Raw genomic sequence first — 16,706 nt, 5'->3', positions numbered from 1 at the left:
AATCACAACCGGAACAATGGTTTGAGAGATAGACGAACATTACGAAATATCGTCGATTACGGTTTTTCGTGACGCATGCTACGAGATATCGTGATGGAAAACTCAGTCGCGCCGCCTGCTTCGGCCTATGGCCCCGCCTTCGACAGGGCAGCGGAGGCGATGCTGGTGCTCGATCCGGTGGCCGACGAGATCCGGGACGCCAACCCGGCCGCCGCGCGGCTGCTCGGCTACGATCCCGATGTCCTGCGGGGCATGCGCGTCACCGGCCTTCATCCCGACCAGGTGCCGACGCTGATCGTCTTCACCCAGGCCGTGCAGGCGCGGGGGCGCGACTGGACTCACGCCCTCTCGCCGAGGCACGCGGAGGGGCACGGCCTCCATGTGGAATATAGCGGGACGATCCTGCCGGGCGAGCCGGCGCTCCTCCTCGTCAGCCTGTTCGACCTCGACGAGCGACGCCGCCGCCTCGTGGATACGGAGGCCGATGCGCATATGCGCGCCGGCCTGACCGAGTGGCAGCGGATGGAGCGGATCTTTCGCGATATCGAGCGCGAGAACCAGCTGATCCTGCGCGCGGCCGGCGAGGGCATCTACGGGGTCAATGCCGAAGGCATCACCACCTTCATCAACCCGGCGGCGGAGCGCATGCTGGGCTGGGACGCGGCCGACCTCGTCGGGCGCGACATGCATGCCACCGTCCATCACAGCCACCCGGATGGCTGCCATTACCCGCATCAGGATTGCCCGATCTATGCCGCCTTCCGCGATGGGGCCGTGCATCAGGTGGATACCGAGGTGTTCTGGCGCCGGGACGGCACCCCGATCTTCGTGGAATACACGTCGACGCCGATCCGCGACCGGGGCCGGCTCCTCGGCGCGGTCATCGTGTTCCGCGACATCAGCCAGCGGCGGGAGGCCGACGAGCGCCTGCGCCAGGCCCTGGCGGAGGTCGATTCCCTGCGCCAGCGCCTGGAACTCGAGAACGCCTATCTGCGCGAGGAAATCCGCGAGGGGGGGCACCACCAGGGCATCATCGGCCGTTCTCCGGCCATCGAGGCGACCCTCCGGCAGATCGGCCTCGTGGCCGGCACCGACGCCACCGTCCTCGTCACCGGCGAATCCGGCACCGGCAAGGAGCTCATCGCCCGCGCCATCCACGAGGCGAGCCGCCGCCGGGACCGGCCGCTGATCCGGGTGAATTGCGCGGCGATCCCGCGTGAACTGTTCGAAAGCGAGTTCTTCGGCCACGCAAGGGGCGCCTTCACCGGGGCTCTGCGCGACCGGGTCGGGCGCTTCGAACTCGCCGATGGCGGCACCCTGTTCCTCGACGAGGTCGGCGAAATTCCCATCGACCTGCAGGGCAAGCTCCTGCGCGTGCTGCAGGAGCGCCAGTTCGAGCGGATCGGCGAGGAACGGACCCGCCTCGTCGACGTCCGTCTCGTGGCCGCCACCAACCGCGACCTCAAGGCCGAGGTGAAGCGGGGGCGCTTTCGCGAGGATCTCTATTTCCGCCTCAACGTGTTTCCCATCGCGGCCGTGCCCCTGCGCGAGCGGCCGGAGGATATTCCCCTCATCGCCCAGCACTTCCTGAAGGGCGTGGCCCGGCGGCTCGCCATGCCCGACCTGCGTCTCACGGAAGGCGATGTCCGCCGCCTGGCGCGCTACGACTGGCCCGGAAATGTCCGCGAGCTGGAGAACATCGTCGAGCGGGCAGCGATCCTGGCCGTGCGCGGGCGGTTGCGGTTCGACCTGCCCGAGGCCGAGAGCCCTGGTCCCCTCGAGGGCAGGCGCCCGCAGGGCGAGGTCTCACCTGGCCTCACCCCCGCCACCGAGGCCGAGCGAAGGGCGCGCGACCGGGCCGATATCTCCGCCGCCCTGGTCTTGAGCAAGGGCCGCGTCTTCGGGGCCGGAGGGGCGGCCGAACTGCTCGGCGTCAAGCCGACGACGCTCGCCTCCCGCATCAAAGTGCATGGCCTGACGGGTGTAGGCCGCTCTAACGACAAAGCTCGGTTCTAGTCGATCAACTCGTCCTGCGTGTATCTCGGATGGTCCGAGTTGTTGATGTAGGATATTGAATCGAATTTTCTCGATTGTGAAAGCTTCGCTTGAAGAGTCGCCAGCATAAAAGTGCTCAACACAAAAAGGGATGTGATGAGCGAGAGGCGGTCGGAGGCGCGATACAAGGTCATCCTGCCGGCTCTTTGCTGGGGGCGGCATCGGCAGAATTTTTATGCGGTCACCGACGATCTCTCCTCGGACGGCATTCGTTTCAAGTCATCGGTCGTACCCGCCGTCGATGAGCGATTGACCTGCAGTATCCGCCATGCCGGATCCCTCGAAGCCATCGTCGTGCGAGCAGAGGCCGCTTCCTTCGCCATCCGCGTGCTCAGCGCCGACCATCCCCTCGGGCTGGTGGTGCAGAGCCTCCTCAGCGTCGCCAAATCGCAGAATCCACAGCCCCTGGTGACACGCATCCATCCGCGTATCGTGCCGGAGATCCAGGACGTGCTGGTCACGACCGAGGCCGGATCGATGCTTCCCGGCCGTGTCATCAACATCTCGGCATCGGGTGTGGCCGTTTCCATGGAGGAGCCCCTCGACGTCGGCACGCTGATCGTCATCGGAAACACCAGGGCCAAGGTCGCCCGTCGGTTCGACAACGGCATCGGCGCGTCGTTTCTCTCGCCGCTCCACGAAGACGCGGTCGGCCCGCATGTCGTGCTCTGATTGCGGTCTCAGGGTTGTGCGGCGGCGCCGTTCGACCAGGGTGCCGCCGCGAACCGGCTTGTCAGGAAGGCTATGAGCGCAAGCACGCGGGCCGGGCGCGGGTCTCCCGGCGGCGTGACCAGATGCAGGGCGATGGGCGGAAGCTCCCATCCATGCAGCACCCGTTCGAGCCGCCCGGCCCGAAGATCCTCCCAGACCATGAAATCCGGCTGGACGGCGAGGCCGAGCCCGGCGCGAAGGGCGGGAGTCAGGGCGTCGGCATTGTTGGCCCGCAGCGGCCCGGCGGGAAGGATGACCGCCTCCTCGCCCTCGCGGTTGGTGAAGATCCAGCGGTCCGGGCTCGGTAGATAGGCGTAGCCGAGGCAGGCGTGGCGGGCGAGATCGCGCGGATGGTCCGGCTTGCCATGCCGGTCGAGATAATCCGGCGACGCAACGAGGGCGCGGTTCACGAGGCAGAGGCGCCGCGCCCGCAGGGAGGAATCCGCCAGCGCGGCGATGCGCAGGCCGATATCGAAGCCCCCGCCTACGAGATCCACGAGGGCATCGCTGAAATGGAGGTCCACCGAGACCTCCGGATACTGACTGAGGAAATCCGGAAGGATCGGGGCTACGTGGAGGATCCCGAACGACATGGGGGCGGCCAGCCTCACCATGCCGCGCGGAACCGATGACGAGGCCGTGGCCTGAGCTTCCGCCGCTTCGCCCTCCGCGAGGATGCGCGCGGCGCCGTCCCGCGCCGCATGGCCCATCTCCGTCAGGGCGATCTTGCGCGAGGTCCGGTGGAACAGGCGGCCGCCGATCCGGGCTTCGAGGCGGGTGATCGCCTTCGAGACCGTGGCCTTCGACAGCCCGAGTTCATCCGCCGCCCGCCCGAAGGACCCTCTCTCGGCGACCTTCGCGAAGATCGCCCAGGCTTCGAAATCCGGCAGTTTCATAGGCGCATTTCCAGAAACGATAGGTTTCCATCGTTTCTGTTTTCATGCGGCATGCCAAGCCCCAGATTGTCGTCATCACGAAGCGGCGCGGTGCTCATCCACCGGCCAGCGCGTCCGGGAGACACGATCATGTCCGATAACGGCCTGCACCACGTCACCGCCTATGCCGGCGACATCCAGCGCAACCTCGATTTCTACCGGCGCGTCCTCGGCCTGCGCCTGGTGAAGAAGACCGTCAATTTCGACGATCCCTCGACCTATCACCTCTATTACGGCGACGATGCCGGCCGGCCCGGCACGATCCTGACGTTCTTTCCCGTCGCCCATGCCGCGCGGGGACGGGTCGGGATCGGCGAGACGCAGGAGACCGCCTTCCGCGTTCCCCGCGCCTCCATCGGCTGGTGGACCCACCGGCTGATCGAGAAGGGCGTCGACCACGACGCGCTGGTCCAGCTCTTCGGCGAGCCGGTCCTTCGCCTGCGCGATCCCGACGGGATGGTGCTGGCCCTGGTCGGGGTCGACGAGGCCACCGAGGGGACGCCTTCCTGGACCGGTGCCGAGGTTCCGGCCGAGCACGCCATCCGAGGCTTCCACGGCGTCACCCTGCTCCTCAACGAGGCGGAGCCGACGGCGCGGATCCTCACCGGGGTGTTCGGCTTCTCCGAGGCCGGGCGCGACGGGGCGATGACCCGCTACGCCAATGGCAGCGGCGTCGGTGGGTTCGTCACCCTCCGGGCGGTGGGCGAGTTCCTGCGCGGCCGGCCCGGTGCCGGCTCGGTCCATCACATCGCCTTCCGGGCGAAGGACGGTGCCGAGCAGGCCGCCATGGTGGCCGATCTCACCGGCACCCATGGCCTGCAGGTGACCGAGCAGCGGGACCGCGCCTATTTCCGCTCGGTCTACTTCCGCGAGCCCGGCGGCGTGCTGTGCGAGATCGCCACCGACATTCCGGGCTTTGCCGTCGACGAGCCGGCCGAGACGCTGGGCGAGGCGCTCAAGCTCCCCGCCTTCCTCGAAGCGCACCGTGCGCGGATCGAGGAGGTTCTCCCCGTCATCGCCTGACACGGCCGCCCCTCCGCGAGGAGGGGCGGTTCCCACGCACTTTTCGCGAGGCCGTCATGACCAAGCTGTCCTTCACTCACCGTTTCGAGCCCGCGACCGTGGTCGGCTCGCCTCCGCTCCTCCTGCTCCACGGCACCGGCGGCGACGAGAGCGACCTGCTGCCCCTGGGTCGCGCCGTCTCGCCGGGCTCCGCCCTGCTGTCGCCGCGCGGACCCGTCCTGGAGAACGGCATGCCGCGCTTCTTCCGGCGTCTCGCCGAGGGTGTCTTCGACGAGGCCGACCTCCGGCGCCGTGCGCGGGACCTCGCGGATTTCATCGCGGAGGCCCGTGAGGCCTATGGAATCGCGGCCCCGGTGGCGCTCGGCTTCTCCAACGGCGCCAACATCGCCGCCGCCCTTCTCCTGCTTCATCCGGGCGTGCTGGCGGGAGCGGCGCTGCTCCGGCCGATGATGCCGCTGGCGGAGCCGCCCGTTCCCGACCTGACCGGCACGCCCGTGCTGATGCTGTCGGGCATGGCCGATCCGATCGTGTCGGCCGACAACGCCGCGCGTCTCGCCGGAATCCTCGGCCGGGCCGGGGCGGATGTGACGCACGACATCCAGCCGGCCGGGCACGGGCTCGGCCAGGCCGACATCACGGGGGTTCAGGCGTGGATGGCCCGGATGGTCGAGGGGGAGCGCGCGGAAGCGAGGCTGCTTCGGTAGACCGCCTCGATCCCGTCGAGATGCCGGTCGAGGGTCAGCGGATCGGCCCAGAACAGGTCGTAGGCCGCATCCGACATCCGGCGCGCCTCCGCGTCGTCGGCGAGGCGTAGGAGGGCGGCGGCGAGGGACTCCGGTTTGCCGGACGCGAACCAGAGACCGTTGACGCCGTCCTCCACCGCTTCCCGTCCGGCGCAGATGTCGCTGACGATCACCGGCGTCCCCGCCGCCAGGGATTCGAGCACGGTGAGGGGCTGGCCCTCGTACCAGACCGAGGGGAAGACGAGGGCGCGGGCCGCGCGCATCAGCGCCTTGACCTCGGCCGGGTTCTTCCAGCCGAGGAAGCGGGCCTCCGGATAGTCCAACTCCAGTTGCGCCCGCTGCGGGCCGTCGCCGATGAAGACGGCCGTCTGCCCGGCGAGGCGGGCGGCCTCGGCGAAGACGTTCGCGCCCTTCTCGGGCGAGACCCGCCCGACGAAGACGATGTCGCCCAGCGGCCGCTCCGCCTTCCGCCCGAGGGGCTCCGCGTCCACCGGGTTGGAGACCTCGAAATAGCGTGTCCGTTTCGGTAGGTAGGGGGCGAGAACGGTCTTCTGCAGCCGACTGATGGTGATGACGGTGGCCGCGCTGCCCACCAGCCCCGACCCCCGCATCAAGGCATGGCGGCCGACCCGCATCAGTTTGCGGGCGTAGCTCCGGGAATCGCAATTGTAGGCGATGCAGGCGGGCGAGAGCGGAGTGCGGTGGCAGGCGGCCGAGATCGGGTAATCGTAGAAGCCACCATTGGGGCAGGCGAGATAGTATTCGTGCATGGTGAACACCACCGGCACCCTCGTCGCCTTGAGCACCGGCCCGATGGAGGGCGACAGGGCCTTGGCCCAGCCATGGACGTGGACGACGCTGTCTTCCGGATCGTAGCCGGAGAGAAGCGCTTGGAGGCGGAGCGCCGCCGGCCGGTTCCAGAGCCATTGCACGCCGAAACTGGCGAGCGAGGTCGTGAGCGCCACGTCGGTCTGGCCAAGCACGATCACCTCGATACCGGCGGCCGCCAGACGCGGATCGGCCGGGCCGACGGCTGCGAAGAACAAGACCCGGTGGCCGCGTCCCGCGAGGCCGAGGGCGCTCTCGATGGCGACTTTCGCCTGCCCACCGTTGATGAAGGCGTGATCGGCGACGATGATGACATTCATGACCGCATCGGACCGGGTGATGGTCATTTACGCGCGATGACGAAAGCGAAGCTCGTGAAGGTCCGCCAGTCGCGGCTCCGGGCGAGGCGGGTGAATGCGTCGTCGATCTGGCGCAGGCCGGGCAGCTTGTGGAAGTAGCTGTAGCCGTAGAACGGCAGCACGACGATCTCGCGAAAGCCGATCTCCTTCAGGAGCGGCACGATCACCGCCTCGCTGCCCCGGCAGTAATTGTAATGCGCCGGGAATTTCGGGTTGCCGCCATCGTCCCTGCGGTCCGGGAACAGGGTGTGGAGCACGGCGCGCGACAGGGCCTCCGGCATGAGCTGGTTTGCGACGAAGGGCGGGGCGAACAGGGTGGGAAAGAAGCTGAGCGCTGCGCCGCCCGGGGTTAGAAGGCCATGGATGTTGCGCCACATCTGCGCCACGTCCGGCACATGCTCCATCACCATCGAGCAATAGGCGAAGTCGAACCGGTTTCGGCCGATGGTGTCGAGGGTGGAAGGCGAGGCGATGTCGCAGCAGAGTTTCGAGAATTCGGGCGGCGCGAGATCGAGCTCCTTCTGCGATATGTCGTTGATCGTCACCTTGATCCCGTGACGCAGCAGCTCGGGCGGCTGGAAGACCGGGTCGCGCCCGCCGCCGATCTCGAGATGGTCGCGAAGGTCGTACTCGTTGGTGAGGGCGACGATCGTGTTCTTGTAGTTCTCCCAGCTCCAGTTCCAGTCGGGGGAATAGCCGAGGCCGCGCGCGATGGCGCGGATGTCGCGCGGGGCCACCAGCGGGCGTGTGGCCGACGCCTTGGGGGTGGTCGGATCCGGGTTCGCACTCGTCATGCTCATCGCGATGCGCGCCTTCTGAAGCGGTCGAGCCGCGTTGCAGCAGTGAGGGCTGCCTGTCTGACAACGAGCCTAAAGCGTACCCGGTTACGGAGATCTCACGGTCTTCCGGGCGGTCAATGAATTTCGAAGGCAGCCTTAACGGCCCATGGCCTTAATCGCGCCATCATGGACCGTTGTTCAGGGTGGGCCGGTCGTCTCGGCGCGGTAACTCACCCGCGTCTTCCGACGATGGCCTTCCGAAGGATGCCACGCCTTGCTTCTCCCCGCGCGACGCCATCGTCTTCGTGACGAGCCAGACCGGGGTGACGCCTGATGCTACCGCCGCACCGCTGGTTCTGGATGCTCATTCTCGTCGCCTGCAGCGGCGCCGGGCTCCTCTACGACCTTCTGTTCGCCAACGGCGCCTCGCCGCTGGCCGGGGTGATCTATGGCCTCGCGGTGGGGGCGACCACCCTCGCCTTCGACCGTGGCCTGATCTTCGGCGGCCTTCAGGCGCGCCTGCGCCAGTTGCCGGCGAAGATCTACGTGCTCACGGCCGAGCTCGCCTATGTCCTGATGATCGCCAGCGGCATCGCGCTCGGGGGCCTCGTCGTCTGGGCCCTGGGCCTGACCGGGGACGCGCTCAAGGACGCCGTCAAGATCACGCCGCGGGTCCTCGCCTACTCGCTGGCAGTATCGGCGATGCTCGTCTTCGTCATCCGCATGCGCGATCTCATCGGCGGCGAGGTGTTCGTGAACTTTCTCGTCGGCCGCTATCACAAGCCGGTGCGCGAGGACCGCATCTTCCTCTTCCTCGACGTCGTCGGCTCCACCGCCTTCGCCGAGACCCATGGCGACCTGAAGGCCCAGGCCTATCTCGGTGCGGTCTTCGCCGCCCTCGCCGAGCCCGTGCGCCGCAACCACGGATCCACCGACGATTACATCGGCGACATGGCCATGATCACCTGGCCGATGGAGCGGGGCCTCAAGGACGGGCGCTGCGTCGCCTGCGTGTTCGACGTCCTCGATAGGATCGAGGCCGAGGCGTCGATCTGGCAGGCCCGCTTCGGCGTCGTACCCCGTTTGCGGGCGGCGCTGCATGGCGGCTCCATCGTCACGGCCGAAGTCGGGGTCGACCGGCACAAGATCGCGTATTTCGGCGACACGGTGAACGTGACTTCGCGGATCGAGGCCCTGTGCCGGCCCCTGGGCACCGAGATCCTGATTTCGGACGATCTCCTCGCCCGCCTTCCGCGCCTGCCCGAGGGCATCCACGCCCGCTCGCTCGGCGCCCACGCCCTGCGTGGCCGGGGCCAGCCCCTCGCCGTCTCGACTCTGGAGCGGGTGGTTCCGGCGCTCGAGGAGGCCGAGGGCGGACGGAGCGTGGCCGCGCCCTTGCCCGCGCCCTTGGCGGCGTCCGCATGAGCGAGCCGGCCGCCGACCGTTCGATCGTCGTCTACATCGACGCCGATGCCTGCCCGGTGAAGGACGAGACCTACCGGGTCGCCGGCCGCTACGGCCTGCATGTCTACGTGGTGGCGAACAGCTTCATCACCCTGCCGCGCGAGCCTTGGATCGAGCGCGTCGTCGTGAGCGATCGTTTCGACGCCGCCGACGATTGGATCGCGGAGCGCGCCCGGCCGGGGGCCGTCGTCGTCACCTCGGACGTGCCTCTGGCGAGCCGATGCGTGAAGGCGGGTGCCGAGGTGCTCGCGCCGACCGGGAAGCCCTTCAGCGAGAGCGGGATCGGCCTCGCCCTCGCCACCCGCAACCTGATGCAGGACCTGCGCGAGGCGGGCACGGTCACGGGCGGTCCGCGACCGTTCTCGGCCCGGGACCGCTCCGCCTATCTCGGCGCGCTGGATCGGACCGTGATGCGGCTCAAGCGGGGCGGCTTCGGCTGAGGTTCGCCCTGTCCCGAGCCGCGTCCGGGATTCGTTTCGGCTTCGTCACGAGCCGTTCCCCATGGCCTCGCCGAAGGACTGGACCAGCCTGTCCTCCAGCCGACCCTTCATGTCCGAGAGGATCGCCATGGCGACGGCGTTCGGCATGGCCGGCTTGTAGGCGCGTTTCTCGGTCAGCGCCGAGTAGATGTCGCAGATCGTCATCAGCCGCACGGTATCGCCGATGGAATCCCCGCTGAGGCGGTCGGGATAGCCCGAACCGTCGAGCATCTCGTGATGATGCCGCACGGCGCCGAGGGTGAGGGCATCGCAGCCGGCCGCTTTCAGCTTCTCGTAGCCGATGACCGGGTGCGTGCGCATGACCGTCATCTCTCCTTCGTCGAGCCGGCCCGGCTTGTTGAGGATCGCCAGCGGAATCCGGGCTTTCCCCAGATCGTGGAGCAAAGCGGCGCGGACGAAGTGATTGCGGTCGCTGGCCGAGAAGCCGAGGTGAAGCGAAAACTTGGCGGCAACGCCTGCCACCAGCAGGCAATGCTGGTAGGTGGCGTCATCATGCGTCCAGACCCGGTCGAGCCAACGGGTCAATCCGCCGTCGCGAACCGCTTCGATGATCGGTTCGAGGCTGGCATCGACCTGTGCCAGAGCGACCGGGCCGTTCGATCGGGCGCCATCGAACAGGCGGGTCAGGACTTCGGTGGCCCGTGCCACGCCGCGCTCGATGCTCCGCACCGGCTTGTCCGCACGGTCCTGGATCACCTGCGTCATCATCGTGCGGGCGACCATGGCGGGGGGCGTGTGCGCCGAGAGGCAGCACGTCGCGCCGAGGTTCTTGGCATCGCGTAGGCCGTTCTCGCTCGTATTGCGCAAGAGGCAGATGATGGGAACGTCCGCGCCGTTGAGCTTCGCGAAGGCCCGGCGCATGGCGGTCACGGCGTCGCGTCGAGCGAGGGTCACATCGGATATCGCACCAATCGTCTCACGCGTGATGTCGAAGGCCGCATCGAACCGGACGACCTTGCAATCCGCTACGAGGCTCAGTTCGCCGCGCAAGATCTCGCTGCTGTCCGGCCGGTCTGTGATTAATAGGACTGTCCCATCCAGCATTCGCACTAAGCCCGAGATCCGGCGATACCCGCGGGTTCGTGATAATTTGCAAACATGGAAAGAAGCTTAATCCAGTCATGATGCATAATGATAAAAGTACAAAGTGACATTCGACAGGGCGTGACCTACTGAGCGTGCAACTTGAGATGTGTCGAAATGGAGGTTGCAGCTTCATTCGCCGCTCTCATACCTTCTTCATAGGCTCCACCGGCGGTTCCCCATTGCAGACGGGACAGCGCCTCCCCGGCGAACCAGATCTTGTTGCCCAGCGATGCCTGAAGTTGCGTTCGTGCCGGAGCATGTCCGGGCGGGACCACGGCCCATGAACCGAGCGACCAGGGGTCGTGGCGCCACTCGCTGATGGCCGGAATGGAAAGATCGTGCAGGGCGCGATGGCCGACATGGTCCGCCAGGACAGCGCGCACGAGGCGCCGGACAGAATCCGGGTTCCGGCCCCGGGCATCCAGGGACTGGATCATCGGCGTGTCGAGTTCGAACAGATGAAACGGCGTCCCATCCACCCGTGTGAGCAGTCCGGGAGGTTTGTGGCGTCCGCCCGTCAGGGCGGCGAGCCGGTCGCGCCCGAGGAAGGGTGCGGACGGCCAGTGCAGCACGGCGTGTTCGTAGATCCCGCTGGAGAACCCGTCGATGGCCGCGCGCGTCTTGGGCGGCAGGGACGGGGTGAAGAGCGGTGCTGCGCGTAGCACCATCATCGGGATCGTCACGATCACCGCCGCGGCCCGCCGCACCGATCCGTCCGCCACCTCCACGGTGACACCGGTTCCCGACCAGTCGATGCGCACGACCGGCGTGTTCAGGGCGATGGGAAGCCCCTGCGCCAGACGGGCGAGATAGCCGCCGAAGCCGCCGGCGATGAAGTAATTGTCGCCGTATTCCATGCTGGGGAAGTCGTGGAGGGAGATCTCCGTGAGGGGACGCCCGGAGACGAGGCCGTGGACGAGGGCGATGCGTTCCGCCCAAGGGCCCAGACCGGGCGGTAGGGCACTGGACGCCGGGCGGTCGGGGCCTTCGAGGCCGGCCTGGCTGGTTAGGGCGCGATCGGCTACCGAGAAGGCACGGGCATGGGCCGCGACTTCCGCCCGGCGTCCTTTCCGGCCCCACACGAGCAGGTGTCCCTCCTGCGCGGCGACCCGCAGGGGCTCGCCACGCGCTTTGCCCAGGCGAACCAGCGGATTGATCGGTCCGGCATGGAGCCAATGCCCGCCGAGATCCACCGGGTGGCCGCGCAGCATCGTGGTGATCAGCCGACCGCCGATCCGATCGCGAGCTTCCAGCACCGCCACCGAGATGCCCCGCTCCGTGAGGGTCCGCGCCGCGGCGATGCCGGCGGCGCCCGCGCCGACCACGATCACATCCGCGTGGTCGGGCAGCGGTGCCAGGCGCGGCGCGATGCTCTGCCGCAAATGGCTATGGGCGGGACGGGGTGTGGGGACCATGCGGAGGGTTGTTTCCGGGAAATGTCCGTGATCGGCGAAGCGGGGGGAGAGTGCGTGGTGATTCTCTACCAGCCGTTACGGTGGGAGAACATTGCACGGACTCGTGTGAGGCTCGTCCTTCATGTCGCATCGTTGGAGAGGCCATGCCGCACCGCGAAAGACCGGCCGGGGTTGCGCCTCAGCGCAGGCGACGCCAGAACCCGGCGCTGACGGCCGGGCCTGTCCGGGCACCCGTCTTCCCTCGTGCGGAACAAGGATTCGGCCGCCATGCTCATTCAGGCTGCCTACGCTGCCCTCAGGCAGGTGCTTTCGCCGCCTCTGCGCGCCATCCTGTGGAAGTCGCTCGCCCTGACGATCGGGCTTCTCATCCTGATCTGGGCCGGCCTCACCAAGGCGATCGACTGGTTCCTGGCGAACCATCATCTCTCGGCGAGTTATCCGTTCCTGGATACCCTGGCGGTCTTCTTCGCCGGCGCCGGCCTGTTCATCGGCCTCGCCTATGTCATGCCGGCGGTCTCGATCCTGGTCGCGGGCTACTTCCTCGACGACGCGGCGGCCATCGTGGAGCGCACCGATTTTCCCGGTGACGCCCCGGGCACGGCACTGCCGATCGGCTCGGCGATGCTCTACGCCTTGCGCTTCGCGGGGCTCGCCCTGCTGGTCAACCTCGTGGCGCTGATCCTGTTCTTCGTGCCGGGCGTGAACCTCGTGGCGTTCTTCCTCGCCAACACCTACCTGCTCGGACGCGAGTATTTCGAACTCGCCGCCGGGCGCTTCCGGCCCATGGCGGAAGCGGGGGAGATGCGCCGGCATTTCGGAATGACCACCATGACAGCCGGCGCCATGCTGGCGGGGCTGATGGTGGTGCCCGTCCTCAACCTGCTGACGCCGCTCTTCGGTATCGCCCTCATGGTGCATGTCCATAAGGGATTGAGCCGGAAGGCTGCCTTGACCGGACCGGATCCGCGCAAGCGGCTCGGATAATGCCCCGTTCAGGGCAGGTCGTCGCCAAAATCTGAGGTCGAGATCGGAGTTGTAGGGCCTGCCCTTGGCCGAAGGCTCTCGGCTACTCAATGTTCCGACCTGCCTCGTCGACCACACAGATGGCGGTCTCTTCAAGGGGGACGTAAAATCCGGGAAGGGTGCGTCATGGGTGATCCGTCCTGATGTTGTGGCGATGCAACCACGCCCACGATCCCACATCTCGATAGGAGCAGCCGCCTTCAGCGGACCCGCGGCCGGACCCCAATCACCGCGTCTGTCTAAGTAATGGCTTCGCGCGTCGGGATTGGCATGGAAATTTTGGCGGTCATGTCACTTGCTTTGGGTTCACTTCCCGGCCTTCGCCAGCTTGAGGAAGTTGCCGACGGTGCAGATCATCGCTCATGCGCCCCAGATCTTGTCGAGGCCTCGGGGTAGGAACCGGCGCGAGCCTCGGGTCTGCTCGATCTACCCAAACACGCGCTCGACCACCTGCTTCCAGCGGCCGCCCGCCGCTTAAACCGTGCCGTCATCGCACGCATCGGGGACGTCTTCGTCAGCTTCCGGCGACCGGCCCCATCCGTCTCGCCGTGACACCCCCGCCCCGGAGCCAGATGGGCTGTGATCCGCGGCTCCTGCAGCCCGACGAGGTTCGCCTCCTTGGCATCGCCAGCATCCTCAATCGTGCAGCGACGACAGGAACTGGCGCAGCTCGGGCGTCTTCGGAGCGCCGAACACCTCCGCGGGCGGGCCGATCTCGTGGACCAGCCCTTGATGCATGAAGATCACCCGGTCGGCGACCTTGCGGGCGAAGTTCATTTCGTGGGTGACCATCAGGAGGGTCATGCCCTCCTCGGCCAGCGATTCCACCACCCGAAGGACCTCGCCGACGAGTTCGGGGTCCAGCGCGCTGGTGATCTCGTCGCAGAGCATGATCGCCGGATCCATGGCCAGCGCCCGGGCGATGGCCACGCGCTGCTGCTGCCCGCCGGAGAGTTTGTCCGGCATCGCGTCGAACTTCTCCGCCAGACCCACGCGGGCGAGGAGCTGGCGGGCGCGGGCCTCGTTCTCGGGGCCCCCGCGCTTCTTCACGAGGTGCGGCGCCAGCATGACGTTGCGCCCCACCGAGAGATGCGGGAACAGGTTGAAGTTCTGGAAGATCATGCCGACGCCCTGGCGAAGCTCACGCATGGCCTTGGCGTTGTCGTAGAGCAGGTGCTTCCCGTCGACGATCAGCGAGCCGTGCTGGAACACCTCCAGTCCGTTGATGCAGCGCAGGAGCGTGCTCTTGCCGGAGCCGCTCTTGCCGATGATCGCCAGCACCTCGCCGCGCGCCACGTCGAGGTCGATGCCGCGCAGGACCTCGTGGGTGCCGTAGGATTTGCGCAATGCCGTGATCCGCAGGATCGGGGCGCCGACCCGGGTGTGGGGCGTACCGGCGAGGCCGCCCGTCGGCAGCGGCTCGGGAACGGCATTCATGCGAGTTTCCTTTCGAGGACACGGGCATAGAGGCTGATGGGGAAGCACAGGGCGAAGTACATCGCCGCCACGCAGGCATAGGTTAGCATCGGCTCGTAAGTGACGTTGGCGATCATGCCGCCGGCCTTCGTGAGTTCCACGAAGCCGATCACCGAGGCGAGCGCCGTGCCCTTCACCACCTGGACCAGGAAGCCCACCGTGGGCGCTACCGCGATCCGCAAGGCCTGGGGCAGGATGATGTGGCGGAACTGCTGGCCGAAGCTCAGCGCCAGACTGGCGGAGGCTTCCCACTGCCCGCGCGGGATCGCGGCGACGCAGCCGCGCCAGATCTCGGTCAGGTAGGCGGAGGCGTAGAGGGTCAGCGCCACGCAGGCCGCGAGCCAGGCGGAGGTGTTCACCCCCACCATCGCAAGGCCGAAATACAGGAGAAAAAGCTGCATCAGCAGGGGCGTGCCCTGGAAGAGCTGCACATAGGCGCCCACGCCGCGCTCGAGGACGCGTCGTCCGGAGAGCCGCAGGAGCAGGAGGCCGAGGCCGACGATCGTGCCCCCGAGGAAGGCGATCAGGGAGAGGGCCACGGTCCAGCGCGCGGCGAGGAGCAGGTTACGGACGATGTCCCAGAGGGTGAATTCCGGCATGGCGACCTCCTACCGGCCGAACAGGAAGCGCGGTCCGGCCCAGTTGAGCAGGTTGCGCACGAGGATCGCGAGGGCGAGGTAGATCAGGGTGCCGACGATGTAGGCTTCGAAGGCCCGGAAGTTCCGGCTCTGAATCAGGTTGGTGGCGTAGCTCAGTTCCTCCGTCGAGATCTGGCCGCAGACGGCCGATCCCAGCATGACGATGACGATCTGGCTCACCAGGGCCGGCCAGACCTTCTTGAGAGCCGGGGGCAGCACCACCCGGGTGAAGACCTGCGCCCGCGTCAAAGCGAGGCTCTCGGCGGCCTCGATCTGCCCGCGCGGCGTCGCCTCGATGCCGGAGCGCAGGATCTCGGTGGCGTAGGCCCCGAGGTTGACGGTCATGGCGAGGATCGAGGCCACGGCGGGCGAGAGCCGGATCCCGAGTTCCGGCAGGCCGAAGAAGATGAAGAATAGCTGCACGATGAAGGGCGTGTTGCGGATCAGCTCGACATAGGCGCCGGCGAGCCAGCGCAGCGGACGCGGCCCGCTGGCCCGCGCCCAGGCGCAGAGAATGCCGATCATCCCCCCCAGCAGGGTGGCGACCGCCGTCAGGCCGATGGTCCAGGCCGCCCCCCGGACGAGCAGGGGCCACTGGGCGAGGATGCTCGCGAAGTCGAGTTGCAGCGGCATGGACGGTCGGGGACCCCGGCAGGCGGCGTGAGCGAGAGCCGGCCCAGCGGGACGGCCCTCGGCGGACGGGCGAGTTTCAGAGCGGCAGGTTCTCGAGGGCGGGTTTTACAGGGGGAGGTCGCCGGTCCCGCGCTTCAGCCATTTCTGCGAGAGGGCTTCGAGGGTGCCGTCCGCCTTGGCGGCCAGGACGATCTCGTTGACCTTCTTCAAGAGGGCGTCCTCGCCCTTGGCGATGCCGACGAAGCAGGGGCTGTCACGCAGCAGCAGCTTGTACTCGATGCCGAGATTAGGGCTCTTGCGGCTGAGCACGCCGATATTCGAGACGCTGGTGGCGATGACCTGGGTCTGCCCGGCCGCGAAGGCGGCGGTGGTGGCGGCCTGATCCTCGAAGCGCTGGATCTGGGTGGAGGCGGGGGCGACCTTGCCCAGCATCTCGTCCTCCATGGCGCCGCGCGTCACCGCCACGGACTTGCCCGCGAGGTCGTCGAAGCTCTTGATGGGAAGGGATTTCAGCGCGAACACGCCCTGGTAGAAGGGCGCGTAGGCGGCGCTGAAATCGATGATCTTCACCCGCTCCTCGTTCTTGCCGAGCGTCGAGACGATGAGGTCGATCTTCTTCGTCTGAAGGTAGGGGATGCGGTTGGCGCTCACCACCGGCACCAGTTCCACCGTGGCGCCGAGCTTGGCCCCGATGAGGTTGGCGACATCGATGTCGAGGCCGATCGGCTTCAGGTCGAGGCCGACGAAGCCGTAGGGCGGGTAATCGGCCGGCACGCCGATCTTCACGACCTTGGACTTCTCGATCTGCGCGAGCGCCTCCTGGGCCTGAACGCTCCCCATCGACAGCAGGGCGGAACTCAGGCCGAGGGCGAGGAGGAGGCTGCGTTTGGTCAGGGACATCGGCAAATCAAACTCTCTTGGGGAAACGAGCTTTCTTGCAGAGACCGCCGCTGCGAAGACCGCCGCGGGGCATCGGCGATTGCGGGGGGCCTCTGCATTCGCGAGGCCTGTGCAATTCTTGTGCACTTGGCAGCGCGG

Annotated in this window: 16 protein-coding genes; 7 read left to right on the top strand and 9 right to left on the bottom strand. The window is 67.4% G+C overall.

Annotation, left to right across the window (positions count from 1 at the left end; genetic code table 11):
- Window positions 1–93 precede the first annotated feature (93 nt).
- Together ACYQOP_RS03825 and ACYQOP_RS03820 are read left to right on the top strand one after the other, a co-directional pair.
- The gene (locus tag ACYQOP_RS03825; protein ID WP_461221223.1) at window positions 94–2,016 is read left to right on the top strand and encodes a sigma-54 interaction domain-containing protein; all 1,923 of its coding nucleotides are present in this window, start codon (window positions 94–96) and stop codon (window positions 2,014–2,016) included.
- 135 nt (window positions 2,017–2,151) lie between these two features.
- Window positions 2,152–2,727: a PilZ domain-containing protein gene (locus tag ACYQOP_RS03820; protein ID WP_056427806.1), complete on the top strand. Its 576-nt coding sequence runs from the start codon at window positions 2,152–2,154 to the stop codon at window positions 2,725–2,727.
- Between the two features lie 8 nt (window positions 2,728–2,735).
- Here the strand turns inward: ACYQOP_RS03820 and ACYQOP_RS03815 are convergent, their stop codons facing one another.
- Window positions 2,736–3,662, bottom strand: coding sequence for a LysR family transcriptional regulator (locus ACYQOP_RS03815; RefSeq protein WP_461221222.1), 927 nt, complete (start codon window positions 3,660–3,662; stop codon window positions 2,736–2,738).
- Window positions 3,663–3,791: 129 nt separating this feature from the next.
- Here ACYQOP_RS03815 and ACYQOP_RS03810 point away from each other — a divergent pair, with 129 nt between their 5' ends.
- Both ACYQOP_RS03810 and ACYQOP_RS03805 read left to right on the top strand, forming a co-directional pair.
- The gene (locus ACYQOP_RS03810; RefSeq protein WP_461221220.1) at window positions 3,792–4,724 is read left to right on the top strand and encodes a ring-cleaving dioxygenase; all 933 of its coding nucleotides are present in this window, start codon (window positions 3,792–3,794) and stop codon (window positions 4,722–4,724) included.
- A 56-nt stretch (window positions 4,725–4,780) separates the two neighbouring features.
- Window positions 4,781–5,428 (top strand): alpha/beta hydrolase, encoded by a 648-nt coding sequence (locus tag ACYQOP_RS03805; protein WP_461221219.1) that lies wholly within the window; start codon window positions 4,781–4,783, stop codon window positions 5,426–5,428.
- Here ACYQOP_RS03805 and ACYQOP_RS03800 read toward each other — a convergent pair.
- Together ACYQOP_RS03800 and ACYQOP_RS03795 are read right to left on the bottom strand one after the other, a co-directional pair.
- Entirely contained in the window at window positions 5,368–6,615 is a 1,248-nt protein-coding gene (locus tag ACYQOP_RS03800) for a glycosyltransferase family 4 protein (protein WP_461221218.1), read from the bottom strand. The genes ACYQOP_RS03805 and ACYQOP_RS03800 overlap by 61 nt on opposite strands.
- A 23-nt stretch (window positions 6,616–6,638) precedes the next feature.
- Complete coding sequence (locus tag ACYQOP_RS03795; protein ID WP_461221216.1) at window positions 6,639–7,454, bottom strand: class I SAM-dependent methyltransferase; 816 nt, start codon at window positions 7,452–7,454, stop codon at window positions 6,639–6,641.
- Window positions 7,455–7,766: 312 nt separating this feature from the next.
- Here ACYQOP_RS03795 and ACYQOP_RS03790 point away from each other — a divergent pair, with 312 nt between their 5' ends.
- Together ACYQOP_RS03790 and ACYQOP_RS03785 are read left to right on the top strand one after the other, a co-directional pair.
- Window positions 7,767–8,858 (top strand): adenylate/guanylate cyclase domain-containing protein, encoded by a 1,092-nt coding sequence (locus ACYQOP_RS03790; RefSeq protein WP_461221214.1) that lies wholly within the window; start codon window positions 7,767–7,769, stop codon window positions 8,856–8,858.
- Window positions 8,855–9,337, top strand: coding sequence for a YaiI/YqxD family protein (locus tag ACYQOP_RS03785; protein ID WP_056427788.1), 483 nt, complete (start codon window positions 8,855–8,857; stop codon window positions 9,335–9,337). Before ACYQOP_RS03790 ends, ACYQOP_RS03785 begins: the two co-directional genes overlap by 4 nt.
- Before the next feature lie 45 nt (window positions 9,338–9,382).
- On the opposite strand, the gene ACYQOP_RS03780 is transcribed toward ACYQOP_RS03785, so the two are convergent.
- Together ACYQOP_RS03780 and ACYQOP_RS03775 are read right to left on the bottom strand one after the other, a co-directional pair.
- Window positions 9,383–10,387 carry an HD-GYP domain-containing protein gene (locus tag ACYQOP_RS03780; protein ID WP_461221213.1) on the bottom strand — a complete coding sequence of 335 codons (1,005 nt, stop codon included), beginning with the start codon at window positions 10,385–10,387 and terminating at the stop codon, window positions 9,383–9,385.
- 179 nt (window positions 10,388–10,566) lie between these two features.
- On the bottom strand, window positions 10,567–11,898 hold the full coding sequence (locus tag ACYQOP_RS03775) for a flavin monoamine oxidase family protein (protein WP_461221211.1): 1,332 nt from the start codon (window positions 11,896–11,898) through the stop codon (window positions 10,567–10,569).
- A gap of 267 nt (window positions 11,899–12,165) precedes the next feature.
- Here ACYQOP_RS03775 and ACYQOP_RS03770 point away from each other — a divergent pair, with 267 nt between their 5' ends.
- Window positions 12,166–12,882: a sulfate transporter family protein gene (locus tag ACYQOP_RS03770; RefSeq protein ID WP_056427781.1), complete on the top strand. Its 717-nt coding sequence runs from the start codon at window positions 12,166–12,168 to the stop codon at window positions 12,880–12,882.
- A gap of 675 nt (window positions 12,883–13,557) precedes the next feature.
- On the opposite strand, the gene ACYQOP_RS03765 is transcribed toward ACYQOP_RS03770, so the two are convergent.
- The 4 genes from ACYQOP_RS03765 to ACYQOP_RS03750 all read right to left on the bottom strand — a co-directional run bounded on the left by ACYQOP_RS03765 (window position 13,558) and on the right by ACYQOP_RS03750 (window position 16,562).
- Window positions 13,558–14,358, bottom strand: coding sequence for an amino acid ABC transporter ATP-binding protein (locus ACYQOP_RS03765; protein ID WP_056427772.1), 801 nt, complete (start codon window positions 14,356–14,358; stop codon window positions 13,558–13,560).
- A complete protein-coding gene (locus tag ACYQOP_RS03760; protein ID WP_419952935.1) occupies window positions 14,355–14,996 on the bottom strand; it encodes an amino acid ABC transporter permease in 642 nt (213 codons plus the stop codon). Before ACYQOP_RS03760 ends, ACYQOP_RS03765 begins: the two co-directional genes overlap by 4 nt.
- Window positions 14,997–15,005: 9 nt before the next feature.
- Window positions 15,006–15,668, bottom strand: a complete 663-nt coding sequence (locus ACYQOP_RS03755) for an amino acid ABC transporter permease (RefSeq protein WP_461221210.1) — start codon at window positions 15,666–15,668, stop codon at window positions 15,006–15,008.
- Window positions 15,669–15,773: 105 nt separating this feature from the next.
- On the bottom strand, window positions 15,774–16,562 hold the full coding sequence (locus tag ACYQOP_RS03750; RefSeq protein ID WP_207410364.1) for a transporter substrate-binding domain-containing protein: 789 nt from the start codon (window positions 16,560–16,562) through the stop codon (window positions 15,774–15,776).
- Window positions 16,563–16,706 lie beyond the last annotated feature (144 nt).

The sequence above is a fragment of the Methylobacterium sp. CM6247 genome (assembly GCF_054817925.1).
This window is presented reverse-complemented; position numbering and strand designations above follow the sequence as displayed.